The organism is Streptomyces sp. G45 (assembly GCF_049542095.1).
Taxonomy (GTDB): Bacteria; Actinomycetota; Actinomycetes; order Streptomycetales; family Streptomycetaceae; genus Streptomyces.
Genome location: NZ_JBMUZU010000001.1, coordinates 7119682 through 7142821 on the forward strand (window position 1 = coordinate 7119682; position 23140 = coordinate 7142821).

The 23140-nt window shown below is 73.6% G+C and carries 21 protein-coding genes and 1 pseudogene; 11 read left to right on the forward strand and 11 right to left on the reverse strand.

The features are described 5' to 3' along the window. The first annotated feature begins 214 nt into the window (after positions 1–214). From ACOBQU_RS30200 to ACOBQU_RS30220, 5 genes are all read left to right on the forward strand, one after another. On the forward strand, positions 215–2008 hold the full coding sequence (locus ACOBQU_RS30200) for a glycoside hydrolase family 15 protein (RefSeq protein ID WP_423631370.1): 1794 nt from the start codon (positions 215–217) through the stop codon (positions 2006–2008). Between the two features lie 131 nt (positions 2009–2139). Next, the gene (locus ACOBQU_RS30205; protein ID WP_423631372.1) at positions 2140–3003 is read left to right on the forward strand and encodes a hypothetical protein; all 864 of its coding nucleotides are present in this window, start codon (positions 2140–2142) and stop codon (positions 3001–3003) included. 32 nt (positions 3004–3035) lie between these two features. Beyond that, positions 3036–3566, forward strand: coding sequence for a carboxymuconolactone decarboxylase family protein (locus ACOBQU_RS30210; protein ID WP_423631374.1), 531 nt, complete (start codon positions 3036–3038; stop codon positions 3564–3566). An 84-nt stretch (positions 3567–3650) separates the two neighbouring features. Next, the gene (locus tag ACOBQU_RS30215) at positions 3651–4922 is read left to right on the forward strand and encodes an MFS transporter (protein WP_423631376.1); all 1272 of its coding nucleotides are present in this window, start codon (positions 3651–3653) and stop codon (positions 4920–4922) included. Between the two features lie 159 nt (positions 4923–5081). Continuing rightward, positions 5082–5837, forward strand: coding sequence for an SDR family oxidoreductase (locus ACOBQU_RS30220; RefSeq protein ID WP_423631377.1), 756 nt, complete (start codon positions 5082–5084; stop codon positions 5835–5837). A gap of 233 nt (positions 5838–6070) precedes the next feature. Here ACOBQU_RS30220 and ACOBQU_RS30225 read toward each other — a convergent pair. From ACOBQU_RS30225 to ACOBQU_RS30235, 3 genes and pseudogenes are all read right to left on the reverse strand, one after another. Continuing rightward, positions 6071–6846 (reverse strand): annotated as a pseudogene (locus tag ACOBQU_RS30225) (SURF1 family protein). 79 nt (positions 6847–6925) lie between these two features. Further along, the gene (locus ACOBQU_RS30230; protein WP_423631379.1) at positions 6926–7159 is read right to left on the reverse strand and encodes a hypothetical protein; all 234 of its coding nucleotides are present in this window, start codon (positions 7157–7159) and stop codon (positions 6926–6928) included. A 64-nt stretch (positions 7160–7223) separates the two neighbouring features. Then, positions 7224–8243, reverse strand: coding sequence for a DEDDh family exonuclease (locus tag ACOBQU_RS30235; protein ID WP_423631381.1), 1020 nt, complete (start codon positions 8241–8243; stop codon positions 7224–7226). A gap of 406 nt (positions 8244–8649) precedes the next feature. Here ACOBQU_RS30235 and ACOBQU_RS30240 point away from each other — a divergent pair, with 406 nt between their 5' ends. Then, on the forward strand, positions 8650–9543 hold the full coding sequence (locus tag ACOBQU_RS30240) for a sterol desaturase family protein (RefSeq protein ID WP_423631382.1): 894 nt from the start codon (positions 8650–8652) through the stop codon (positions 9541–9543). Next, complete coding sequence (locus ACOBQU_RS30245; RefSeq protein ID WP_423631384.1) at positions 9540–10301, forward strand: lysoplasmalogenase; 762 nt, start codon at positions 9540–9542, stop codon at positions 10299–10301. The genes ACOBQU_RS30240 and ACOBQU_RS30245 overlap by 4 nt, the downstream gene beginning before the upstream one ends. Here ACOBQU_RS30245 and ACOBQU_RS30250 read toward each other — a convergent pair. The 5 genes from ACOBQU_RS30250 to ACOBQU_RS30270 all read right to left on the reverse strand — a co-directional run bounded on the left by ACOBQU_RS30250 (position 10270) and on the right by ACOBQU_RS30270 (position 16903). After that, positions 10270–11304, reverse strand: coding sequence for a CopD family protein (locus ACOBQU_RS30250; RefSeq protein WP_423631386.1), 1035 nt, complete (start codon positions 11302–11304; stop codon positions 10270–10272). The two genes, ACOBQU_RS30245 and ACOBQU_RS30250, sit on opposite strands and share 32 nt — an antisense overlap. Before the next feature lie 212 nt (positions 11305–11516). Beyond that, positions 11517–12977 carry a CoA transferase gene (locus ACOBQU_RS30255; RefSeq protein ID WP_423631388.1) on the reverse strand — a complete coding sequence of 487 codons (1461 nt, stop codon included), beginning with the start codon at positions 12975–12977 and terminating at the stop codon, positions 11517–11519. A 96-nt stretch (positions 12978–13073) separates the two neighbouring features. Then, positions 13074–13655: a hypothetical protein gene (locus ACOBQU_RS30260; RefSeq protein ID WP_423631390.1), complete on the reverse strand. Its 582-nt coding sequence runs from the start codon at positions 13653–13655 to the stop codon at positions 13074–13076. Between the two features lie 63 nt (positions 13656–13718). Further along, entirely contained in the window at positions 13719–15302 is a 1584-nt protein-coding gene (locus tag ACOBQU_RS30265; protein WP_423631392.1) for a S8 family serine peptidase, read from the reverse strand. A gap of 14 nt (positions 15303–15316) precedes the next feature. Further along, the gene (locus ACOBQU_RS30270) at positions 15317–16903 is read right to left on the reverse strand and encodes a S8 family peptidase (protein ID WP_423631394.1); all 1587 of its coding nucleotides are present in this window, start codon (positions 16901–16903) and stop codon (positions 15317–15319) included. A gap of 398 nt (positions 16904–17301) precedes the next feature. Between ACOBQU_RS30270 and ACOBQU_RS30275 the strand changes: the two genes are divergently transcribed. The 3 genes from ACOBQU_RS30275 to moaA all read left to right on the forward strand — a co-directional run bounded on the left by ACOBQU_RS30275 (position 17302) and on the right by moaA (position 20491). Next, on the forward strand, positions 17302–17670 hold the full coding sequence (locus ACOBQU_RS30275) for a DUF485 domain-containing protein (protein ID WP_423631396.1): 369 nt from the start codon (positions 17302–17304) through the stop codon (positions 17668–17670). Continuing rightward, positions 17667–19328, forward strand: coding sequence for a solute symporter family protein (locus tag ACOBQU_RS30280; protein WP_423631398.1), 1662 nt, complete (start codon positions 17667–17669; stop codon positions 19326–19328). The genes ACOBQU_RS30275 and ACOBQU_RS30280 overlap by 4 nt, the downstream gene beginning before the upstream one ends. Positions 19329–19498: 170 nt before the next feature. Continuing rightward, positions 19499–20491, forward strand: coding sequence for a GTP 3',8-cyclase MoaA (moaA, locus tag ACOBQU_RS30285; RefSeq protein ID WP_423634806.1), 993 nt, complete (start codon positions 19499–19501; stop codon positions 20489–20491). Here moaA and ACOBQU_RS30290 read toward each other — a convergent pair. Together ACOBQU_RS30290 and ACOBQU_RS30295 are read right to left on the reverse strand one after the other, a co-directional pair. Continuing rightward, entirely contained in the window at positions 20474–20716 is a 243-nt protein-coding gene (locus ACOBQU_RS30290) for a hypothetical protein (RefSeq protein WP_423631400.1), read from the reverse strand. The genes moaA and ACOBQU_RS30290 overlap by 18 nt on opposite strands. A gap of 169 nt (positions 20717–20885) precedes the next feature. After that, positions 20886–21275, reverse strand: coding sequence for a DUF3099 domain-containing protein (locus ACOBQU_RS30295; protein ID WP_423631402.1), 390 nt, complete (start codon positions 21273–21275; stop codon positions 20886–20888). Between the two features lie 215 nt (positions 21276–21490). Between ACOBQU_RS30295 and ACOBQU_RS30300 the strand changes: the two genes are divergently transcribed. Then, entirely contained in the window at positions 21491–21766 is a 276-nt protein-coding gene (locus tag ACOBQU_RS30300; protein WP_423631404.1) for a GlsB/YeaQ/YmgE family stress response membrane protein, read from the forward strand. 68 nt (positions 21767–21834) lie between these two features. Here the strand turns inward: ACOBQU_RS30300 and tyrS are convergent, their stop codons facing one another. Continuing rightward, a complete protein-coding gene (gene tyrS, locus ACOBQU_RS30305; protein WP_423631406.1) occupies positions 21835–23100 on the reverse strand; it encodes a tyrosine--tRNA ligase in 1266 nt (421 codons plus the stop codon). Positions 23101–23140 lie beyond the last annotated feature (40 nt).

Below are 23140 nucleotides of genomic sequence, written 5' to 3' on the forward strand. Positions count from 1 at the left end.
CCGACGGCGGCGAACCCTCGCGAGGGGCGCCCACCCGGCAAGCGGCGGTAACGGGTGGGCGGGTGGGAAACGAAACCCGCCACGCACCCGCGGCCGCCGACGGCGGCGAACCCCCGCAGGGGGCGTCCACCCCGCAGCGGGCGGTCACGGGCGGGCGGGTGGGCGAGGGGAACCCCCGAGATCGACGGCTACCCGCACCGGGAAGCCGTCACCCGTGCAGCGACCCATCGAGGACCACGCCCTCATCGGCGACCACCAGACCGCCGCCCTCATCACCCGCACCGGCTCCATCGACTGGCTCTGCCTCCCCCGCTTCGACTCCGCGGCCTGCTTCGCCGCCCTGCTCGGCGGGGAGGAGCACGGCCACTGGCGCATCGCCCCGAAGGGCGCCGACACGTGCGCGCGCCGCGCCTACCGCCGTGACTCGCTGGTCCTGGACACCGAGTGGGACACCCCCGAGGGCTCGGTGCGCGTCACCGACTTCATGCCGCAGCGCGACCGCGCCCCGGACGTCGTACGCGTCGTCGAGGGCCTCAGCGGCGAGGTGACGGTGCGCAGCACCCTGCGGCTGCGCTTCGACTACGGCTCCGTCGTGCCGTGGGTGCGCCGCGTGGACGGGCACCGGGTGGCCGTGGCGGGCCCCGACTCGGTGTGGCTGCGGGTGCAGCCGGAAGTGCGGGCGTGGGGCCGCGACCAGGCCACGCACGCGGAGTTCACCGTCGCCGCGGGCGAGCGCGTCGCGTTCGTGCTCACCTGGCACCCGTCGCACGAGCCCCGCCCCGAGCTGATCGACGTGGACCGGGCCCTGCGCGAGAGCGTCGCCGACTGGCGGGCCTGGGCGGCCCGCTGCCCCTACGAGGGCCCGCACCGCGACGCCGTCGTCCGCTCCCTGATCACCCTCAAGGCCCTCACCTACGGCCCGACCGGCGGCATCGTCGCCGCGCCCACCACGTCCCTGCCGGAGGAACTCGGCGGCGTACGCAACTGGGACTACCGCTACTGCTGGCTGCGCGACGCCACGCTCACGCTCGGGGCGCTGCTCGGCGCCGGGTACGTGGAGGAGGCCGAGGCTTGGCGCGACTGGCTGCTGCGCGCCGTGGCGGGCGACCCGGCCGACCTCCAGATCCTGTACGGCCTCGGGGGCGAGCGGCGCATCCCGGAGTACGAGGTGGGCTGGCTGCCCGGCTACGCGGACTCGGCGCCGGTGCGCGTCGGCAACAGGGCCGTGAGCCAGCGCCAGCTCGACGTGTACGGCGAGGTCGTCGACTCCCTCGCGCTCGCGCGCCGATCGGGCCTGGCCACGCGCCCGCACGCCTGGCACATCCAGCTCGCGCTCCTGGAGTTCCTGCGGGGCGCCTGGCGCGAGCCGGACGAGGGGCTGTGGGAGGTGCGCGGCCCGCGCCGCCAGTTCGTGCACTCCAAGGTGATGGCGTGGGTCGCGGCCGACCGCACCGTGCGCGCCCTGGAGGAGAACCCGCGGCTCAGCGGCGACGCGGACCGGTGGCGGCGGCTGCGCGACGAGATCCACGCCGACGTGTGCGCCCACGGCTACGACGCCCGGCGCCGCACCTTCACGCAGGCGTACGGCTCCGCGGAGCTCGACGCCGCCTTGCTGCTCATACCGCGCGTGGGCTTCCTGCCGCCGGACGACCCGCGCGTCCTCGGCACGGTCGACGCCGTCCGCGAGGACCTGGCCACCCGCGAGGGCTTCGTACGCCGCTACAGCACCGACGGCACCGTGGTGGACGGCCTGCCCGGCCGCGAGGGCGCCTTCCTCGTCTGCTCGTTCTGGCTCGCCGACGCGCTGCACCTGACCGGGCGCACACGGGAGGCCCGCGACCTCTTCGAGCGGCTGCTCGCGCTCCGCAACGACGTGGGGCTGCTCGCCGAGCAGTACGACCCCGTGCACGGACGGCAGCTCGGCAACTTCCCGCAGGCCTTCAGCCACGTCGGGCTCGCCGTGACGGCCTTCACGCTCTTCGGCACGGGCGGCCGGACGGCGGACTAGACCCGCCTCCCGGAGTCCCGCACAGGATTTCCCCCATCGGGCTACCGGAATACCCCCTGGGGGTATATGGTTGTGATCAACGCCCGGGAGGACGGGCGGCGCCGCGAGGCGCATCACCCAGGGGAGACGTCATGAACAACCACACCGGCCACGGCACTCACGGCACTCACAGCGGTCACGCCGGTCACGGCACCCAGCCCGGCGGCCTCTCGGTCTCGGAGCATGGGTACACCCTCGAACTCGACGCGACGACCATGACCGCGGGCGTGCGGGAGATCGGCTTCCGCGTGATCGGCCCCGACGGGCGGCCGGTGACCGAGTTCGTGCCCGAGCACGAGAAGGAGCTGCACTTCATCGCCGTACGACGTGACACGGCCGGGTTCCAGCACGTGCACCCGGTGCGGGACGAGAAGGGCACCTGGACCACCGAACTGGCGCTGGAGCCCGGGGACTGGAGATTCTTCGCCGACATCCACCCGGCCGCCCACGGCGGGACCATGACCCTCGGGATCGACGCCGCGGTCGCCGGGGCGTACGAGCCGAGGCCGCTTCCCGAGGCCGCACGGACCGCCCGCGTCGGCGAGTACACCGTCGCCCTCGACGGCGACCTCGTCCCAGGCGAGGCCAGCGAGCTGACCCTCGCCGTCAGCCGGGACGGCCGCCACGTCACCGACCTCCAGCCCTATCTGGCGGCGTACGGGCACCTGGTGGCGCTGCGGGTCGGCGACCTGGGCTACCTCCACGTCCACCCGGAGGGAGAGCCGGGCGACGGCACCACCGCCCCGGGCCCCGAGATCGCCTTCATGGCGGTCGCGCCCACGGCCGGGACCTACCGCCTGTACCTGGACTTCCAGCACGACGGTGTCGTCCGGACGGCCGAGTTCACGGTGCACACCGCGGCGGCCGCGCCCGCCCCCGAGCACGCGGGCCACCACGCCCAGCACACCCACCACGGTCACCACGGTCAGCACCACGGCCACCACGCCCACCACTGACCGTGAACGCGCCCACTGGAAGGAGCGCCGCCATGCCCCGCCTCGCCCGCCTCACGCCCGACACGGCCGTCGGCGCCTCGCGGGACCTCCTCGCCGACCTGGTCTCCCGCCACGGGCAGATCGGCGCCATGGTCTCCACGATGGCCCACTCACCGGCCGTCCTCGGCGGCTACCTCCAGCTCAGCCGCGCCATGGGGCGCGCCAAGCTCGACCGCCGGACCAGTGAGCGGATCTCGATCGCCGTCCAGGCCGTCCAGGGCTGCGGGCTGTGCCTCGACGCGCACGTCAGCGCCGCCCGCGCCCTGGGCGTGGACGAGGAGGAGATCGAGCGGGCCCGCAAGGGCACCTCCGCCGATCCCGCGACCGCGGCGATCATCGCCCTCGCCCTCCAGGTCCACCGCGAACCGACGACGATCACGGACGAGCAGGTCAGCGCGGTGCGCGAGCACGGCTTCAGCGACCGCGCGATCGCCGACGTCGTGGGCGTCGTCGCCCTCAACGTCCTCACCGGCGCCTTCAACCTGCTCGCGGGCCTCACTCCGGAGAGCACCGCCCGTGCGTAGCGCCACCCACCCCGCCTGTACCCGCGGGGCACGGCCCCCGCCCCGGGGCCGTGCCCCGCCGCATGGACACGGAAGGAACCCGCCATGCGACTGTTCGCCATCCGCGACTACCGCCATCTGTTCGGCGCCCAGGTCATCGCCCTGTTCGGCACGGGCCTGACCACCGTGGCCCTCGGACTGCTCGCCTACGACCTCGCGGGAGAGCGCGCGGGCATGGTCCTCGGCACCGCCCTCACCATCAAGATGGTCATGTACGTGGTCATCGCCCCGCTGGCTGCCGCGTACGTCGACCGGCTCCCCAGGAGAACGCTCCTGGTCGTCCTCGACGTCATCCGCGGCGCGGTGGTCCTGGCGCTTCCGCTGGTCACCGAGGTCTGGCACATCTACGTCCTGATCGGTCTGCTCCAGGCCGCCGCCGCGGCGTTCACCCCGACGTTCCAGGCCGTCATCCCCGACATCGTCACCGACGAGGCCGCCTACACGCGGGCCCTGTCCGCCTCCCAGGTCGCCTCCACCATGGAGAGCCTGCTCAGCCCCGTCCTCGCGGCCGTCGCCCTGACGTTCATGAGCTTCGACCGGCTGTTCCTCGGCACCTCCGCCGGGTTCCTCCTCTCCGCGCTGCTGGTCCTGGCGACACGCGTCCCCGACGCTCGCCCCAGCGCCCACACCAAGGCGTGGGACAAGGTGGCCGCCGGTGTGCGGACCTTCCTCACCACGCCCCGGCTGCGCGGCGTCATGGCGCTCAACCTGGTGGTCGCGGCGGCGGGTTCGATCGTCGTCGTCAACACCTTCAACTACGTCCGCGACGAGCTGGGCGGCTCGCAGTCCGACGTCGCCTGGATGCTCGCCGCCTCCGGCACCGGAACCCTCCTGGCCGCCCTCGCCCTGCCCCGCGTACTCGACCGGGTCGCCGCCCGCACGGTCATGCTGACCGGCGCCGGGGTCCTCGTGGGCGGCACGGCCGCCGCGGTGGCGCTCGCCGCGACCGGGTTCGCCGTCTGGGCCGCGACGGCGGCCGTCTGGAGCGCGATCGGCGCGGGCATGGCGCTGGTCATCACGCCGACCGGCAAGGTCCTGCGGGCCTCCGTCGGGCGGAGCGCGCTCCCCGAGGCGTTCGCGGCCCAGTTCTCGCTGTCGCACCTGGCCTGGCTGGTCACCTACCCCGTCGCGGGCTGGCTCGGTACGAACGCCGGGTTCGCCCTCACCTGGACCGTCCTCGCGGCCCTGGCCGGGGCGGGCGCGCTCGGCGCCGTCCTCCTGTGGCCGCGCCACGACGGGCGGGGGGCCGTGCCGAGCCCCGCGACCGCCGCGGCGGCCGCCCGGCAGGACCGGTCCACGCTGGTCAAGGCCGCCTGACGCAAAGCCGCCTGACGCAAAGCCGTGGCCGCCGCCCGCTCCGTGCGGGCGGCGGCCACGGCGTTCCCGGGCGTTTCCCGGGCGCCTCCTGGGTGTGGGGGCCGCGGCTTTGCCGGGTGCGGGGGACACAACGGCGGGGCGAAGCGGCAGGATGGGGCCATGGATCTTGGCCTGAACAACCGTGTCTATGTCGTCACCGGCGCCTCGCGCGGTCTCGGCAACGCCTCCGCGCGCGCCCTCGTCGCCGACGGCGCGAAGGTCGTCCTCAGCGGCCGCGACGAGAAGGCCGCCACCGCGGCGGCCCAGGAACTCGGCCCCGGCGCGGTCGGCGTCGCCGCGGACAACGCCGACCCCGGGACGCCCGCCCGGCTCATCGCCACCGCGCGCGAGCGGTTCGGCGGCTTCGACGGCATCCTCATCAGCGTCGGCGGGCCCCCGCCCGGCTTCGCCGCCGACGCCACGGACGAGCAGTGGCAGGCGGCCTTCGAGTCCGTGTTCCTGGGCGCGGTGCGGCTCGCCCGGGCCGCGGCGGCCGCACTCGACGAGGGCGGGGTCATCGGCTTCGTCCTGTCCACGTCCGTGTACGAGCCGCAGCCCGTCCTGACCATCTCCAACGGCCTGCGCCCCGGGCTCGCGGGCTTCGCCAAGTCCCTCGCCCAGGAGCTGGGGCCGCGGGGCATCCGGGTGGTCGGGCTGCTGCCGGGGCGCATCGACACCGAACGGGTGCGGCAGATCGACGAGCTGTCCGACGACCCCGAGGCGGCGCGACGGAGCGCGGAGGCAGGCATTCCGTTGCGTCGGTACGGGGGGCCCGACGAGTTCGGGCGGGTCGCGGCGTTCCTGCTGTCGCCCGCGGCGGCGTATGTGACGGGCGTCATGCTGCCGGTCGACGGCGGCGCCCTGCGCAGCTTCTAGCCGCGGTCCTCTCCCACCGCCCCGCCCGTGACCGCCCCTCGCGGGGTGGACGCCCCTCGCGGGGGCGCGCCGCCGTCGGCGTCCGCGGGCGCGTGCGTTGTCCCCCTGCCGGTGGATGCCCCTCGCGTGGGATCGCCGCCGTCTGCGTCCGCGGAAGCGTCTGGGGTGGGCGGGCGGGAAGAAGCCGCCGCGGTAGCGGCGGGACGGAGGCGTGGGGCACCCCTGGCGGGGCGTCAGGCCGCGGCGGGTTCCGGTTCAGCCGCCCGCAGGGCCTCACGGCGGTCGCGGACCTCGCGGCGCACCAGCACCACCCACCCCACGGGAACCCCCGCCGCGAACAGCCACCACTGCACCGCGTACGCCATGTGGGGACCGATGCCGCTGTGGTCGGGGTCGGGGAGGAGCTGGGGGAGTCCGCTTCGGGGGCGGTCTGCTCGATATAGCCCCCGAGGACCTTCTTGCCCAGGGCGTGGGCCTGCTGGCCGCTGCTGATCAGCATGATCTGCCGGTCGGGCAGGCCCCGGACGTCCTTGATGCCGCTGGCCGCCGACGTCTCGTCAGCCATCAGGCGGCCGGTGACGGTGACCTCGCCCTTCGGCGGGGCGGGGATCTTGGGGAAGGCCGTCTGGGGGCCGTCGGCCGGGACCCAGCCGCGGTTGACGAGGAGCACCTTGCCGTCGCGCAGCAGCAGCGGCGTCAGGACGTGGAAGCCGACCTCGTCGTCGGAGTTGGTGCGGCGCCGCACCACGACCTCGTGCTCGGTGTCGTACGTGCCCTTGGCCGTCACCCGGCGGTACACGGCCGAGCGGGGCACCTCGCGGCCGGGGGCGGTGAGCCGCTCCGCGGGGACCGGCCGGGCGTCGAGGGCCTCGGCGATCTGCTCGTTGCGCGCCACGCGCTTCTCGTGCCGGTGCAGCTGCCAGAAGCCCAGTTCGATCATCACGGGGATGAGGACGAGGCCGAGGAGAGTGAGGATCACCCACTGGCGGGACAACAGGAAGCGGTACACCCCTTGACGGTACCTGTGCGTGCGGCGGCCCCCGACGGGAGGGTCCGGTCGGGGGCCGGTGGCGGCCGGGCGGGCCGCGTCACACCCTGTCGACGATGCCCACCCGCCCCTCCGCGCGGGCGCAGTGCGCCCCGCAGTACCAGTGCCCCTCGGCCTCCACGCCCTGCCCGATCACCTGGACCCGGCAGTGCTCACAGATCGGCGCCATGCGGTGGATGGCGCAGGCGAAGCAGTCGAAGACGTGCACCGCGCCCTGTGCATGGACCTCGAAGGACATGCCGTAGTCGTTTCCGCAGACCTCGCAACGTGCCATGCGCCACAGCGTGGGACGCGGCGGCGGCACGGGGCGAGCGGCGGGCGGGCGAGTCGCCCGGCAATCACCCGTCTGACGCCGGGGGCACCCCGTCCGCGGGGGCCACGTCCCGCAGCAGCTGTCCGAACGCCGCCTCGTCGACCACCGGCGTGCCGAACGCGCGCGCCTTCGTCGTCTTGGACGTGCCGGAGTCCGGGTCGTTCGTCACGAGGAGGCTGGTCAGGCGGGACACGCTCGTCGCGATGTGCAGGCCCGCCTCGAAGGCGCGGTCCTCCAGCAGCTCGCGGTCCACCGAGGTGTCCCCGGAGAAGGCGACGCGCATGCCCTGCTTGAGGGGCTTGCCGTCCTCGTACCGCCCCGGGTTCGGATACGGGCAGGCCGGGCGCTTCCGGGAGGGGCGCCAACCGGTCGTGCCGTAGGCCGAGTTGGGCGAGCCGGTGGCCTGGCGGCCGATGCGGGGCCCGTCCGTCCACTCGGTCAGCGGGCGGCACTCCAGGAGGGGCAGCCGGACGCCGCCGCTCGCCGCCGCGCGCAGGCTGGGCCGGAACGCCTCGGCGAGGACGCGCGCGTCGTCCAGGGCGTGGTGGGCCTGGCGCTGGACGACGCCGAAGTGCGCGGCGAGGGACTCCAGCTTGTGGTTGGGCAGCGGCAGGCCCAGCTCCTTGGAGAGCGCGATGGTGCACAGGCGCTGGCGCACCGGCGCGGTGCGCTCCGCGCGCGCGTACTCCCGGGCGATCATCGACCAGTCGAAGACGGCGTTGTGCGCGACCAGGACGCGGTCGCGCAGGCGCTCGCCGAACTCCTCGGCGATGTCCGCGAACAGCGGCGCGTCGGCGAGCTTCTCGCTCGTCAGGCCGTGGATCCACACCGGGCCCGGGTCGCGCTGCGGGTTCACCAGCGTGTACCAGTGGTCCTCGACCTCGCCGCGCGCGTCCAGACGGTAGACCGCGGCGGAGATGATCCGGTCGTCCCGGGACAGGCCGGTGGTCTCGACGTCGACGACCGCGTACCCCTGCGGATACGCGGTCGGCCAGGGGGCCCCGGAGGCTGCCGTCGTGGCTGCGGTCGTGCGGTCTTCGAGCATGGTCCATGAGGATACGGGCCACGACTGACAACCCGTCCCCAGGGCCGCGCCCTCCCGCGCCCCGGCCGTCGAGACGTACCCGGCTCCGCGCGCGCCTCCTGGGCGGGCGCCGGGAACGTCCGCTCCGTCAGGCCGCGTTCGCGGACCACCGTGCCGGGGCGCGGTGCGCGATGCCCGCCCTCCCTCACTCCGGAGCGGTGCCCCGGCGCCTCCGGCGACGGGCGGCGCCGTACGCCGATCCGTCCGAGGGCTGCCCGAACTCCTCGCCGGGCGGCGCGAGTCGGCACCCGGGGCCCGGTGGCGCGGCGGATTGGCGGGGGTCGCCAACTCTCGGTCCGTACCGGCGGTAATACTTGTCGGTAACAACCCCTAGCGGCACGCCGAACGGCCGTTCTACCTTGCACGCATGTCGTCCCCGAACCTGCCCGATGTCGTCCTCTGGTCCATACCGGCCTTCGTCCTGCTCACCGTGGTGGAGATGGTCAGCGTCCGGCTCCACCCGGACGACGACGCCGCCGGGTACGAGGCGAAGGACGCCGCCACCAGCGTCACCATGGGGCTCGGCAGCCTCGTCTTCGACCTGCTGTGGAAGGTCCCGATCGTCGCGGTCTACTCGGCGCTGTACTCCCTGACGCCGCTGCGCGTGCCCGTCCTGTGGTGGACGGTGCCGCTGATGCTGCTGGCCCAGGACTTCTTCTACTACTGGTCGCACCGCGGCCACCACGTCATCCGCGTCCTGTGGGCCTGCCACGTGGTGCACCACTCCAGCAGGAAGTTCAACCTCACCACCGCGCTGCGCCAGCCGTGGACGACGCTGACGGTGTGGCCGTTCTACGTCCCGATGGTCCTGTGCGGCGTCCACCCGGCCGCGGTGGCGTTCTGCTCGTCGGTGAACCTGGTGTACCAGTTCTGGATCCACACCGAGCGCGTCGGCAGGCTGCCCCGCCCCGTCGAGTACGTCTTCAACACCCCCTCGCACCACCGCGTCCACCACGCCTCCCAGGGCGGCTACCTGGACCGCAACTTCGGCGGCATCCTCATCGTCTGGGACCGCCTCTTCCGCTCCTGGGTCCCCGAGACGGAGCGCCCCGTCTACGGCCTGACCAAGAACATCGACACCTACAACCCGCTGCGGGTCGCCACCCACGAGTACGTGGCGATCGCACGGGACATGAGGAGGGCCGACCGCTGGCGCGACCGCGCGGGCCATCTGTTCCGGGGGCCGGGCTGGCAACCCCGGCGCGCACCGGAACCCCAGCGCGCCGAACAGGCGCGGCGGACCCCGGAGCCCACGGCATGACCCGCCCCGCACGCGCCGCGGGCAGCCGGTGGGCACAGCCCGAGGCGCCGGGGGCCGCGCCCGGGACGCCGGAATCCGCGCCCGGGACGCCCACCCCGCGAGACCGCTACGGCACCTGGATCGCGGCGGCCTTCGCCCTCGCGGCCCTGGGCGACCTCATCGGCGTACTCACCGCTTCGGACACCGCCCACACCGTCTTCAAGCCCCTGCTGATGCCCCTCCTCGCCGCGTACGTCACCGTGCGGGGAGGCCCCCGCCTCCTGGTCGCCGCCCTGCTCCTGGGCTGGGGCGGCGACACCCTCCTCCTGCTGGACGCCGACCCGGCGTTCCTCGCGGGGATGGCCTCCTTCGCCGCGGGCCACGTCTGCTACCTGGCCCTGTTCCGGAGGCACGGCAGCGGTCACCCGCGCACGCGGGGCGCCGGTCTGGTCGTCGCGTACGCCGGGGCGCTCGCCGTCACCGTCGCGCTCCTGTGGCCCGACCTCCCGTCGGACCTGCGCGGCCCCGTGGCGGGCTACAGTCTGCTGCTCACCGCGATGGCGTACGCGGCGACCCGGCTCGGACCCGCGGCGGCCGTCGGCGGCGCGCTGTTCCTGCTGTCGGACACCCTCATCGCGACCGACGTGGCGGACTGGCCGCAGGCGCCGCGCCCCGACTTCTGGATCATGCTCACCTATCTGGCGGCGCAACTGCTGCTGGCCCGGGGCGTCCTGGCGCGCGCCCCCGTCACCAGCGGATCGGCACCGGCAGCGCCGTGAGCAGCGCCGACACCGCGACCACGGCGCCGAGCACGAGGACCTCGCCGCGCGCGGGCACGAACGCGGCGAGCCGGTCGGCCGTCACCGGTCGGCGCAGCCGCCGCCGCGCCAGCAGCGCGAGGACGGCGACCACCGCCACGAGCAGCGCCTTGGCGAGCAGCGTCCGGCCGTAGGCGGTCTCCGTCAGCTGGTCCACGACCGTGTCCGGCGGCATCCGGCGCAGCGTGCTGACGGTCCCGGTCGCGGTGATGGCGGCGAACAGGACGGCGGCCACGCGCGCGTAGAGCCCGAGGACGGCGACGCCCGCGGCCGGGGCGTGCGCGCGCCAGCGCCACAGCGTCCGCAGCGCGTACAGCAGCCCGCCCGCCCACAGGCACGCGCACGTCAGATGCACCAGGGTGAGCCCGGAGCCGACGAGCGGGGAGGCCTCGGTGGGCGGATGGGCGCGCAGCGCCTCGGCGACGACCACCGCGGCGAGCGGCAGGACCGCGCTGTCCGGGCGGCGCGAGCGCGCGCACAGGGCGGCCACCACGAACGCGTTGACCTCAAGGAGCGCCAGACGCCCGTCCCTTGACTGGGCGAGCCCGCCGATGTCGAGGTCGGACGGGTGCTGCGGCACCAGGTTGCCGCTGGCCACGACCGACGCGAGACCGAGCGCCGCCACGAAGCCCGCGCACGCCGCCCACCACGCCCACGACGGCGGCGCCGCGCCCCGGGGCGCGCCCGGCACCCGGCGCGCGAGCCGCCGGATGAACACCTCGCCCGTCTGCACGCACAGCGCGGCGAACAGCACGGTCCGCAGGAACGTGATCCCCGGTGTGCCCGGCGCCTCGGCCTCACCGGTCCCGTCCAGGGCGACCGCCGGGCCCAGCAGCGGGATCACGGCGGCGACGGCTACGAGGACGAGCACGGCGACGGCACGTCCCGGCGCGGGGCCGCGCCGCGCGCCGCGCCGCCCGGCGCGCGGCGAAGCACCGGCCGGGTCGGCGACCGCCGTCGCCATGGACGCTCCCACCGGCGCCGCCACGGACGGCTCCGAGGTCGGCCCCGCCACGGACGGCTCCGAGGTCGGCCCCGCAGAGGGCTCTGCGGTCGGCTGCGCGGACGGGCGTGCGGTGGGTCGTATGGTCACTGCACGATCTTCACCAGGCATCCCACTTCTGGGCAAGTCTGGGCAAACAACTGGCGTACGGCGCTTCCGCCCGGCGCCCCCGGTCACCGCCACACGGGTGTGTCCGCGCCCCAAGGGCCCGGCGGGCGCGTCCAGTTCACCGGGCCACCGGCGAACGACACCGGCGGCAGGGCGTGTCGCAGCCGTCCGAGGGGGCCGTCCGTGTGGGCGAGCCACCGCGCCGGGTCGTAGCCGTCGCCCCCGGGAGCCGCCGCCGCGCCGTCGTCGTCGGCCCCGCCCGTCAGCCAGGCCGCCGTCCGGGCGAGGGCGAGCCGGGCCACGCGGGTGCCGCCCGCGGGGTCGGCGGCGCGCTCGGCGAGCGCGCGCAGCACGGCCGCCGCCAGCAGATAGCCCGTGCCGTGGTCCAGGGCCTGCGCGGGCAGCGCCCCGGGGCGCTCCGGGGAGCCCTCGGTGAGGGCGATGCCCGTCGCCGCCTGCACCAGGCTGTCGAATCCCCGCCGGTGGGCCCACGGCCCGCTCGCGCCCCACGCCGACAGCTGCGCCACCACGATGCCGGGCGCGCGCTCCGCGAGGGCGGCGGGGGAGAGGCCGAACCGGTCGAGGGCGCCGGGCCGGTAGCCGGTGACGACGACGTCGGCCCCGGCGAGCAGGTCCTCGAAGGTCCGCGCGTCGGCGCGGTCGCCCAGGTCGAGGGTCGTGGACCGCTTGCCGAAGCCCGTGTCGGCCTGCTGGTCGGGCAGCTCCGGGCGCCCGGGGGCGTCGACGCGCAGCACGTCCGCGCCGAGCAGCGCGAGGGTACGGGTCGCGACGGGCCCGGCGATGACGCGGGTGAGGTCGAGGACGCGCACCCCGGACGCGGGCAGCAGGGGGTCGCCCGCGAGCGGCGGCAGGGCGGCGCGCGGCGCGCCGCCGCCGATCCGCACCCGCTCGACCAGCGGCAGCCGCGCGACGGCGGCGGCCTGCGGGTGCGCGGCCCACTGCTCGGGCGTCCGCACCGCGACGGCCAGGCCCCCGGCGGCGTACACCGCCTCCTCGATCTGATGGCCCGGCAGACCGGCGAGGAGCGCGGCCACCGACTCCACGGACGCGGCGTCCGCCGTCAGACCGAGCGCCGCCAGCAGCCGCTCCCGGTGGTGCGGGTAGTTGGCGTGCGTGCGCACCCAGCCGTCGGCGGAGCGCCAGAAGCGTGACAGGGGCGCGAACGTCTCGGGCGCGCGCCCGTCGACCAGCAGATGCCGCTCACTGGTGAACGCCGTGGCCACCGCGCCGTCGTCCACGCGCGCCAGGGGCACGTCCCCGCCCGTGCGGCGGCCCGTCAGCTCGGCGGCGGCGAGCGCGCAGGCGCCCACGCAGGCCCGCGCGAGCGCGCGCACGGGGAGCCGGGCGGGCAGCGTGTCGTCGCGTACGGCCGGGGCGAGGCGGTCCAGCAGCTCCGGGGCGCCGCCGAGCGCGTCCCACGCGGTCGCGACACGGAGCGGCGCCGCCTCGCCCGCCACGGCTGCCGCGCCCCGGAATCCGCCCTGCTCCAAAGGTGATTGGGTCATACACCCACTATGCCGCGTCCAGCGCCTCCCGCCCCACGCGGCCCCGTCGGCCCGTCAGCCCGTCGGCCTCGTCGGCCTCGTCGGCCCGTCGGCCCGTCACCCCGTCGGCCCCGCGGCTCCCGTAGGCCCGGTCGCCCCCGGCTCCGACGCCGCCGACCACCACAGCCGGATCTCCTCCCGCGGGTCGGACGGCCGCAGCTCCCAGCCGCGCGCGGCCGCCGCCTCGACCACGTAGCGGCCGCCCACGCCGCGGTACGTGCGCAGCGGCACCTCGCACTCGGTGGTCGGGCTCGTGCCCTTCTTCCTGGGGGCCGCCGCCCGCTTCGTCCACCTGTCCAGACAGGCGTCGACCCGCGCTCCGTAGAAGGCGGTGTCGCCCTCGTGCCGCAGCTCCGGCCAGGTCACCGTCCAGCGCGGCCAGATCGCGATCCGGCCGATGACGGCGTCCATGACGCGCTCCGCGCCGCGCTCGAAGCCCGGGATCACCGTGAAGATCTCCGCGAACATCGCCACCACGATCAGCACGGCGAACAGCGCCAGCAGCAGCGCCCACCACAGGGACAGCACGACGAGCGTGAGGAGGAACAGCGGCACGAGCCGCGCGGCCGGGCGGACCGGCTCGGCGTGCCACCGCTCGGGGCCGCTGTGGACGAAGGTCGCGTCCTGGTAGGCGTACATGCCCGGCATCCTCTCGCGGAGGGCCGGGCGGTCCGCGACCGCCCGGCCCCCGCGCTCGCACCGCTACTTGCGCACGGCGTCCAGCGCGTCGGCCATGCCCACGCCGTAGAAGCCGTTCTTGTTCTTGCCGCCCTCGCACACCGCGTCGACCTTGCCGTCGCCGTCGATGTCGTAGGGGTTGGTGCACTCCACGGCGTCGGCCTGGCGGTACAGCAGCGCCTTGATCCGGGCCGGGGAGGCCTTCGGGTGCGTCGACTTGAGCAGTGCGGCCACGCCCGCGGCGTGCGGCGACGCCATCGACGTACCCGCCTTGTAGCCGAACTTGCCGTTCGGGAGCGTCGACAGGATCAGCCCGCTGGTGGCCGGGGGAGCGGGCTTCTGGAACGCCGTCGCGTCGCCGCCGGGCGCGGTGATGTCGATGACGCCCTTGCCGTAGTTCGAGAACGACGACTTCAGGCCCTTGGCGCCGGTGGAGGACACCGTCACCACGCCCGGGAGCTGCGAGGGCAGGTCGAAGCAGTCCGCGGTCTTGATGACGCGCTTGACCGGCGTGGTGTCGTCCGGGCTCGACTCGTCGACGATCTCCTCCTGGGCGAGGTCCGTCTCCGCGTTGCCCGCCGCCGCCACGTTCACCGCGCCCTTGCGCTCGGCGTACCGCGCGGCCCGGCCGACCGCGTCGACCAGGGCCTTCTGGTCGTCGTCGGTGCGGCAGTTGAACAGCCACGGGTCGGTGTAGTAGCTGTTGTTGGTCACGTCCACGCCGTGGTCGGCCGCCCACATGAAGCCGCACACCACGGCCTCCGTGTAGTACATGCCGGTGGCGGGCTCGGCCACCTTCAGGCTCGCGACCTTCACGCCGGGCGCGACGCCGACCACGCCGGTGCCGTTCTTCGCGGCGGCGATGGAGCCCGCCACGTGCATCCCGTGGTCGCTCTCGCCCTTGACCGGACGCCAGGCGTTGTCCTGCTTGGGCACGCCGCCCAGACAGCTCGCGGACGCCTCCCGGTCGAAGTTCGGCGCGATGTCCGGGTGGGTGTCGTCGACGCCGGAGTCCAGGACGGCGACCGTGACCTTCGGGCTGCCCAGGGACACCTCGTGCGCCTTGTCCGCCTTCATCGCGGGCAGGTCCCACTGGAGCGGCTGGTACTCGTCCTGCCCGGCCGCCGCCCTGCCCTTGGCGGCCTTCGCCTCGGCCGCCGACAGCGGGCGCGCGACGTCGATGTCGTCGCTGGACTGCGCGGACAGCGGCGCCGTGCGGGTGGCGCCCGCCGACTGCACGCCCTTGGCCTTGCGGATCGTCTTCGCGAAGTCCGGGTCCGAGGAGTGCGCGACGATCACACCGATCTTGTCGTACGCGATGACGACGGTGCCACCCGCCTTGGCGATGGCCTTGCGCACGTGCTTGACGGAACCGCCGTGTCCCTTGCGGACGTTGACGACGTACGACATCGTCCCGGCGGCCGCGGTGTCGGCGGCCGTGGCGCCCGCGGCCGCCGGAGCCGCGGGAGCGTCGGGCTGCGCCGCGGCGGTGCCGGGCAGGAAGGCGAGCGCGGACACCACCGCGACGCCCAGCGGCAGGGCGAGGGCGCGGCGCGCGCGGGGCCCGGAGCGGCCGGTGCGGCCGGAGTTCCCGGAGTGCTGAGTCATGGCGCGGTCCCCCCTCACTTGGTGACGGCGTCGAGCGCGTCGACGATGCCGTGGCCGTAGAAGCCGTTGCGGTTCTTGCCGCCCTCGCACACGGCGTCGACCTTGCCGTCGCCGTCCGGGTCGTACGGCTTGTCCGGGCAGCCCGGGTTGTCCGCCTGCTGCTTGAGCAGCTTCTGGAGCTGGGCGGGGGAGGCCTTGGGGTGCGTGGACTTCAGCAGGGCCGCGACGCCCGCGGCGTGCGGCGACGCCATCGAGGTGCCCTGGAGCCAGGCGTACTGCCCGTTCGGCATGGTGGAGAGGATGCCGCCGTCCTTCGACGGGGTGTCCGTGGGCTTCTGGTAGCGGCGGTCGCCGCCGGGGGCGGCGACGTCCACGACGCCGTTGCCGTACGAGGAGTAGTACGACTTGGCCTTGAAGACGCCCGTCGCGCTGACCGTGACGACGCCCGGGAGCTGGGTCGGCACGTCCAGGCACTCGTGCGGGTCGATGACGCGCTTGACCGGCGTGGAGTCGTCGGGGCTGGAGTCGTCGACGATCTCGTCCGCGTCCAGGTCGTGGTTGGAGTTGCCCGCGGAGGCGAGGTTGAGGGTGCCCTTGCGCTGGGCGTACCGCTGGGCGCGGTCGACCGCGTCGAGGATGGCCCGCTGGTCCGGGTCGTCCTTGCAGTTGTACAGCCACGGGTCCACGTAGTAGCTGTTGTTGGTGATCTCGATGCCGTGGTCGGCGGCGAACACGAAGGCGCAGACCACGCTCTCCGGGTAGAACAGCTCGCTGACCGGGTCGGCCACCTTGATGCCCGCGACCCTGACGCCGGGTGCCACCCCGGCGACGCCTATGCCGTTGCGGGCCGCGGCTATCTCGCCCGCCACGTGCGTGCCGTGGTAGTGCTCCGGCTTCGCCGGGCGCCAGGCGCCGGGCGAGGTGTCCGCCTTGCCGCCGACGCAGCTCGCCGACTGCTGGGCGGAGAAGGTGGGCGCGAGGTCCGGGTGGGTGTCGTCGACGCCGGTGTCGATGACGCCGACGGTGACCTTCTTGGAGCCCGGGTTGACCTTGGCGGCCTTGTCGGCGCCGATGGCCCGCAGATCCCACTGGTCGGCCTCCAGCGGCTCCTGCGCCGGAGCGCCGCCGCGGCCCGCAGCCGCCGCGCCCTGAAGGGCCTTGGCCTTGTCCTTCGACAGGAAGACCGGGGCGCCCTCCTGGGTGGTGGCCGCCGGGGTGAGCGGCGCGGTGCGGGTGGCGCCCGCGGACTGCACGCCGCGCACCTTCCGCAGCAGCTTGCCGAAGTCCGGGTTGGCCGAGTGCGCGACGGTCACACCGATCTTCGCGTACGTCTCGACGACCGTGCCGTCGGCCGCGGCGATCGCCTTGCGCACCCGGTCCAGGGTCTTGCCGTCCGTGCGGGAGTTCACGACGTACGCCAGCTTGCCCGTGGCGGGGGCCTGGGCGGCGCGGGCCGTGGTGGTTCCGGGGGCGTCGAGCGGGGCCGCGGTCGCGGCGCCCGGGGCGAAACCGACCGACGCGGCGAGCGCGACGCCGAGCGGCAGGGCGAGCGCGAGGCGTCTGGAGGGACGCGACGAACGCGAGGAGCGCGGAAGAGCCATGGAATCTCCACATCATCCGAATACGGAACTGCCCGAACACTTCTGGTGCTCGGGCAGGTGCATGACGGGTGTGCAGGGTGAAGCTATCCCCCGGACTCCTTGGCCAGCAATGACCGTGTGAAGAAACCAGGGAAACCGGCACGGCGAACCGAGTCGGGCGCGCCGCCGTGACGTTGAACAGCCGACAGACGCAACATCAACCCCCTGTCGGATCACGTCTCCCTGGGCTTAGCATCACCAACCGCGGCCCACGTGATCCGTGTCACTCCCGAAGCAGAGAGCGCATGGACCACATCGCTTCCGTTCCTGAGTCCGTCCCCGAGTCGGCCCCTGACGTCCCCACGCCCCCGTCCGGCCCACCGCCAACCCCAACCACCCCCGCACCACGAGGAGACTCCGTGGCCCCCGACGCACCCCCACCATCGAAGGGCGGCACCGAATCCCTGCCTCCGACCCCCTCCACGGAGGAGTTCGTCGAGGTGCAGCAGAGCCAGGAGTTCGGTGAACTGCGCACCGCCCACCGCTCGTTCGCGTTCCCCCTCACGATCGCCTTCATCGCCTGGTACCTGCTGTACGTGCTCCTGTCGAACTACGCCGGTGACTTCATGGGCAACAAGCTGTTCGGCAACATCAACGTGGCGTTCGTGTTCGGACTCGCCCAGTTCCTCACCACCTTCCTCATCGCCTGGTGGTACTCGCGCCACGCCGCGGCCAAGCTCGACCCGCGCGCCGAGGCCATCAAGTCCCGGATGGAGGGCGGCGCATGAGCACCCTGAGCACCCTGAACGCCTCGGCCGTCCCCGACGCGGGCGCCGCCGTCCTCGCCGCGGGCGAGGCCAGCGAGCACCGGCCGCTGATCATCAGCCTGTTCGCCGTCTTCGTCGTCGCCACCCTCGTCATCACCGTCTGGGCCGGACGCCAGACCAAGAGCGCCGCCGACTTCTACGCCGGGGGACGGCAGTTCACCGGCTTCCAGAACGGCCTCGCCGTCTCCGGCGACTACATGTCCGCCGCGTCCTTCCTCGGCATCGCGGGCGCCATCGCCCTGTTCGGCTACGACGGCTTCCTCTACTCCATCGGCTTCCTCGTGGCCTGGCTCGTCGCCCTGCTCCTGGTCGCCGAGCCGCTGCGCAACTCCGGGCGCTACACCATGGGCGACGTCCTCGCCTACCGCATGCGCCAGCGCCCGGTGCGCACCGCCGCGGGCACCTCCACCATCGTCGTGTCGATCTTCTACCTGCTGGCCCAGATGGCGGGCGCGGGCGTCCTCGTCTCGCTGCTCCTCGGCATCACCAGCGACGGCGGCAAGATCGGCATCGTCGCCCTGGTCGGCGTCCTGATGATCGTGTACGTCACCATCGGCGGCATGAAGGGCACCACCTGGGTGCAGATGGTCAAGGCCGTCCTGCTCATCGCGGGCGCGCTCCTGCTGACCTTCCTCGTGCTCCTGAAGTTCGACTTCAACATCTCGGATCTGCTCGGCACCGCCGCCGAGAACAGCGGCAAGGGCGCGCCGTTCCTGGAGCCCGGCCTCAAGTACGGCCTCACGACGACATCCAAGATCGACTTCATCTCGCTCGGCATCGCCCTGGTCCTCGGCACCGCGGGCCTGCCGCACATCCTCATCCGCTTCTACACGGTGCCCACGGCCAAGGCCGCCCGGAAGTCCGTGAACTGGGCCATCGGCATCATCGGCGCCTTCTACCTGATGACGATCGCCCTCGGCTTCGGCGCCGCCGCCCTGATCACCCCCAAGGAGATCACCGACTCCAACCCGGCGGGCAACACCGCGGCCCCCCTGCTCGCCCTCCACCTGGGGGGCGTCGACTCCAACTGGGGCGCGATCCTGCTCGCCACGATCTCCGCCGTCGCCTTCGCCACGATCCTCGCGGTCGTCGCGGGCCTCACCCTCGCCTCATCCTCGTCGTTCGCCCACGACATCTACGCCAACGTCATCAAGAAGGGCCAGGCCAGCGAGAAGGAGGAGGTCAAGGCCGCCCGCTGGGCGACCGTGTTCATCGGCGTCGTCTCCATCGCCCTCGGCGCCCTCGCCCGCGACCTGAACGTGGCGGGCCTGGTGGCCCTCGCCTTCGCCGTCGCCGCGTCCGCGAACCTGCCGACGATCCTCTACAGCCTGTTCTGGAAGCGGTTCACCACCCAGGGCGCGCTGTGGTCGATCTACGGCGGCCTGTTCACGGCCGTGTTCCTGGTGCTGTTCTCGCCGGTGGTCTCCGGCAACGCGAAGACCTCCATGTTCAAGGGCGTCGACTTCCACTGGTTCCCGCTGGAGAACCCCGGCATCATCTCCATCCCCGTCGGCTTCCTGCTCGGCTGGCTCGGCACCGTCCTGTCCAAGGAGGAGCCCGACACCAAGAAGTACGCGGAGCTGGAGGTGCGCTCCCTCACGGGCACCGGCGCGCACTGACCCGCGCCCCCGCCCCGGCCCCCGGCGCGGCCGTGTCGTAGATCCCTACGACGCGGCCGCGTCCCACGTGGTGGGATCGGTCTCTGTCGGTGTCAGTGGGGTCACGTAGGCTCATGGTCACAGGACGAACCGTCGCCGACGCACCGATCCGGACCGGGGAGGGGGCCCACGTGCTCATCGACACGTATGGCCGAGTGGCCACCGATCTGCGGGTTTCGCTGACCGACCGCTGCAATCTGCGCTGTACGTACTGCATGCCCGAAGAGGGCCTGCAGTGGCTGGCCAAGCCCGATCTGCTCACCGACGACGAGATCGTCCGCCTCGTCGGCATCGCCGTCACCCGCCTCGGCGTCGAGGAGGTCCGCTTCACCGGCGGCGAGCCGCTGCTCCGCCCCGGCCTCGTCGGCATCGTCGAGCGCTGCGCCGCCCTCGACCCGCGCCCCCGGATGTCCCTGACGACCAACGGCATCGGCCTGGGGCGCACGGCCGCCGCCCTCAAGGCCGCGGGCCTGGACCGGGTCAATGTCTCCCTGGACACGCTGCGCCCCGACGTCTTCAAGACCCTCACCCGCCGCGACCGCCACCGCGACGTCCTCGAAGGCCTCGCGGCCGCCCGCGACGCGGGCCTCACCCCGGTGAAGGTCAACACGGTCCTGATGCCGGGCCTCAACGACGACGAGGCCCCCGACCTCCTCGCCTGGGCCCTCGAGCAGGGCTATGAGCTGCGCTTCATCGAGCAGATGCCCCTGGACGCCCAGCACGGCTGGAAGCGCGACGGCATGATCACGGCTGGTGACATCCTCGCCTCGCTGCGCACCCGCTTCGACCTCACCCCGGAGGGCACCGAGCAGCGCGGCTCCGCGCCCGCCGAGCGCTGGCTCGTCGACGGCGGCCCGCACCGCGTGGGCGTCATCGCCTCCGTCACCCGCCCGTTCTGCGCGGCCTGCGACCGCACCCGGCTCACCGCCGACGGCCAGGTGCGCACCTGCCTGTTCGCCACCGAGGAGACCGACCTGCGGGCCGCGCTGCGCGCCGAGCACGGCTCGGACGACGACATCGCCCGCGTCTGGAAGCTCGCCATGTGGGGCAAGAAGGCGGGATCGGGCCTGGACGACCCGGCGTTCCTCCAGCCGGAGCGCCCCATGTCAGCGATCGGCGGCTGACGCCCCCCGGTCCCGCTCCCAGTCGGCCAGCGTGACGACGTCCTTGAGGAAGCCGCGCACACCGAGGAACTGGGACAGGTGCTCGCGGTGCTCCTCGCAGGCCAGCCAGGTCTTGCGCCGGTCCGGAGTGTGCAGCTTCGGGTTGTTCCACGCGAGCACCCAGACCGCGTCGGCGCGGCAGCCCTTGGCGGAACAGAGGGGGGTTTCGTCGGTCACGTAAGTCATCCCAAACAAGGCGACGCCGAGCAGCCACGGGGGAGCTGCCCGGCGTCGGTCTGTCGCTCCGACGGGGGATGCGGAGCGCGTACGAAGTATGTCACGGGGAACCGGCCGCCTGGCACCGGAACTCCATGATTGATCTGAGCATTTCTTGAGCTTGGCGTAAGCTCGACGGTCAGCCCTGCTCGCGCGACGGCGCGTGCGGCTGGCTCCGACCCGGGTGGACGGCGTCCTCCGGGACCGGTTCCGCAGCCCGATCGGGTGGTGGCGCGGAGGCCAGCATCGGCCGCGACGGCGCCGGTACGAAGGTTGACGGAAGCGACGGCGCGTTCTCCCGGCCCGCGTTGGCGATCACCACGGCGACGTACGGCAGGAGCACTCCGAGCACCAGCGCGACGAGAGCGACGTGGCGTTCGACGTTCCACAGCACCGCGGCGGCAATGACCGAAACAGTACGGACGCTCATCGAGATCACATACCGGCGCTGGCGGCCCCGCACGTCCTCCGCGAGGCCCTGGCGGGCTCCGGTGATCCGGAAGACCTCCGTGCCGCTCCGCTTCCGCATCACATTCCACCGCCTGCCCGTTCCCGCCAGACTCTCCCCGGCCTGGACGCCCCACCACGTTACGCCGCGGCTGCGCAGCCGCGTAGACCGGGGCTCGCCATGCCACGGCGTATCCGCTGCGTCACGCCACGTACGGCCCCGCCCGACATGCGCCGTACGGCGGATGGGCCGACACTGAGCGTAATGCTCATGTCGAGCCGTCTGAGGAGGCAGCTATGGGCTGGTTGTGGGCGATCATCGTGGGCTTCGTGCTGGGACTGCTCGCCAAGGCGATCCTGCCGGGGAAGCAGCACAGTCCGCTCTGGCTGACGACCGTGTTCGGCATGATCGGCGCGGTGATCGGCAACTCGTTGGCGGCCGGGTTCGGCATCGACGAGACCAAGGGCATCGACTGGGGGCGGCACGCGCTCCAGCTCGTCGCGGCACTCGTGGTCGTGGCGGTCGGCGACATGCTGTACAAGGCGGTCAGGGGCAACAGGCGCACGACCTGACAGCGCGGGCACACGGGGAGGGGCCGGTCCACCAGGACCGGCCCCTCCCCCGTGCGGGAGCGACGGCGTCAGCCCGTGAACTCCACCGCCGCCAGGTTCTTCTTGCCGCGGCGCAGGACCAGCCAGCGGCCGTGCAGCAGCTCCTCGCGGGCCGGGACGGCGTCCTCGGCGGCGACCTTGACGTTGTTCACGTAGGCGCCGCCCTCCTTGACCGTGCGGCGCGCGGCGGACTTGCTGGCCACCAGGCCGACCTCGGCGAACAGGTCCACGACCGGGCCCAGTTCGGCGACCTCGGCGCGCGGCAGCTCCGACAGCGCCGCGGCCAGCGTCGCCGCGTCCAGGTCCCCGAGGTCGCCCTGGCCGAACAGGGCCTTCGACGCGGCGATCACGGCGGCGCACTGGTCGGCGCCGTGCACCAGGGTCGTCAGCTCCTCGGCGAGCGCGCGCTGCGCGGCCCGCGCCTGCGGGCGCTCCTCGGTCTGCCGCTCCAGCTCCGCCAGCTCCTCGCGGGACTTGAACGACAGGATGCGCAGGTAGCGGGTGACGTCCCGGTCGTCCACGTTCAGCCAGAACTGGTAGAACGCGTACGGCGTGGTCATCTCCGGGTCGAGCCAGACGGCGCCGCCCTCGGTCTTGCCGAACTTGGTGCCGTCCGCCTTGGTCATCAGCGGCGTGGCGATGGCGTGCACCGTCGCCTCCGGCTCCAGGCGGTGGATCAGGTCGATGCCCGCCGTGAGGTTGCCCCACTGGTCGGAGCCGCCGGTCTGGAGCACGCAGCCGTGGCGCCGGTACAGCTCAAGGAAGTCCATGCCCTGGAGGAGCTGGTAGCTGAACTCCGTGTAGCTGATGCCCTCCTGCGACTCCAGGCGGCGGGCCACCGACTCCTTGGTGAGCATCTTGTTCACACGGAAGTGCTTGCCGATGTCCCGCAGGAACTCGATCGCGGACATCCCCGCGGTCCAGTCCAGGTTGTTCACCATCACCGCGGCGTTCTCGCCCTCGAAGGACAGGAACGGCTCGATCTGGGTCCGCAGCCTGCTCACCCAGTTCGCGACCGTCTCCGGGTCGTTCAGGGTGCGCTCGGCCGTGGGGCGCGGGTCGCCGATCTGGCCGGTGGCGCCGCCCACCAGGGCCAGCGGGCGGTGGCCCGCCAGCTGGAGGCGGCGCACGGTCAGGACCTGCACCAGGTGCCCGACGTGCAGGCTGGCCGCGGTCGGGTCGAAGCCGCAATAGAACGTGACGGGACCGTCCGCGAGCGCCTTGCGCAGTGCCTCTTCGTCGGTGGACTGGGAGAACAGCCCCCGCCACTTCAGCTCGTCGACGATGTCCGTCACGGGTCTCTTGTCTCCTCGGGAGTGATCAGTACGCGCGCCT

Bases quoted from the DNA above. Each gene is read 5' to 3' on its own strand.
- ACOBQU_RS30205 (WP_423631372.1), top strand. From the start codon at position 2,140: ATGAACAACCACACCGGCCACGGCACTCACGGCACTCACAGCGGTCAC.
- ACOBQU_RS30210 (WP_423631374.1), top strand. From the start codon at position 3,036: ATGCCCCGCCTCGCCCGCCTCACGCCCGACACGGCCGTCGGCGCCTCG.
- ACOBQU_RS30215 (WP_423631376.1), top strand. From the start codon at position 3,651: ATGCGACTGTTCGCCATCCGCGACTACCGCCATCTGTTCGGCGCCCAG.
- ACOBQU_RS30220 (WP_423631377.1), top strand. From the start codon at position 5,082: ATGGATCTTGGCCTGAACAACCGTGTCTATGTCGTCACCGGCGCCTCG.
- ACOBQU_RS30230 (WP_423631379.1), bottom strand. From the start codon at position 7,159: ATGGCACGTTGCGAGGTCTGCGGAAACGACTACGGCATGTCCTTCGAG.
- ACOBQU_RS30235 (WP_423631381.1), bottom strand. From the start codon at position 8,243: ATGCTCGAAGACCGCACGACCGCAGCCACGACGGCAGCCTCCGGGGCC.
- ACOBQU_RS30240 (WP_423631382.1), top strand. From the start codon at position 8,650: ATGTCGTCCCCGAACCTGCCCGATGTCGTCCTCTGGTCCATACCGGCC.
- ACOBQU_RS30245 (WP_423631384.1), top strand. From the start codon at position 9,540: ATGACCCGCCCCGCACGCGCCGCGGGCAGCCGGTGGGCACAGCCCGAG.
- ACOBQU_RS30250 (WP_423631386.1), bottom strand. From the start codon at position 11,304: ATGGCGACGGCGGTCGCCGACCCGGCCGGTGCTTCGCCGCGCGCCGGG.
- ACOBQU_RS30255 (WP_423631388.1), bottom strand. From the start codon at position 12,977: ATGACCCAATCACCTTTGGAGCAGGGCGGATTCCGGGGCGCGGCAGCC.
- ACOBQU_RS30260 (WP_423631390.1), bottom strand. From the start codon at position 13,655: ATGTACGCCTACCAGGACGCGACCTTCGTCCACAGCGGCCCCGAGCGG.
- ACOBQU_RS30265 (WP_423631392.1), bottom strand. From the start codon at position 15,302: ATGACTCAGCACTCCGGGAACTCCGGCCGCACCGGCCGCTCCGGGCCC.
- ACOBQU_RS30270 (WP_423631394.1), bottom strand. From the start codon at position 16,903: ATGGCTCTTCCGCGCTCCTCGCGTTCGTCGCGTCCCTCCAGACGCCTC.
- ACOBQU_RS30280 (WP_423631398.1), top strand. From the start codon at position 17,667: ATGAGCACCCTGAGCACCCTGAACGCCTCGGCCGTCCCCGACGCGGGC.
- ACOBQU_RS30290 (WP_423631400.1), bottom strand. From the start codon at position 20,716: ATGACTTACGTGACCGACGAAACCCCCCTCTGTTCCGCCAAGGGCTGC.
- ACOBQU_RS30295 (WP_423631402.1), bottom strand. From the start codon at position 21,275: ATGCGGAAGCGGAGCGGCACGGAGGTCTTCCGGATCACCGGAGCCCGC.
- ACOBQU_RS30300 (WP_423631404.1), top strand. From the start codon at position 21,491: ATGGGCTGGTTGTGGGCGATCATCGTGGGCTTCGTGCTGGGACTGCTC.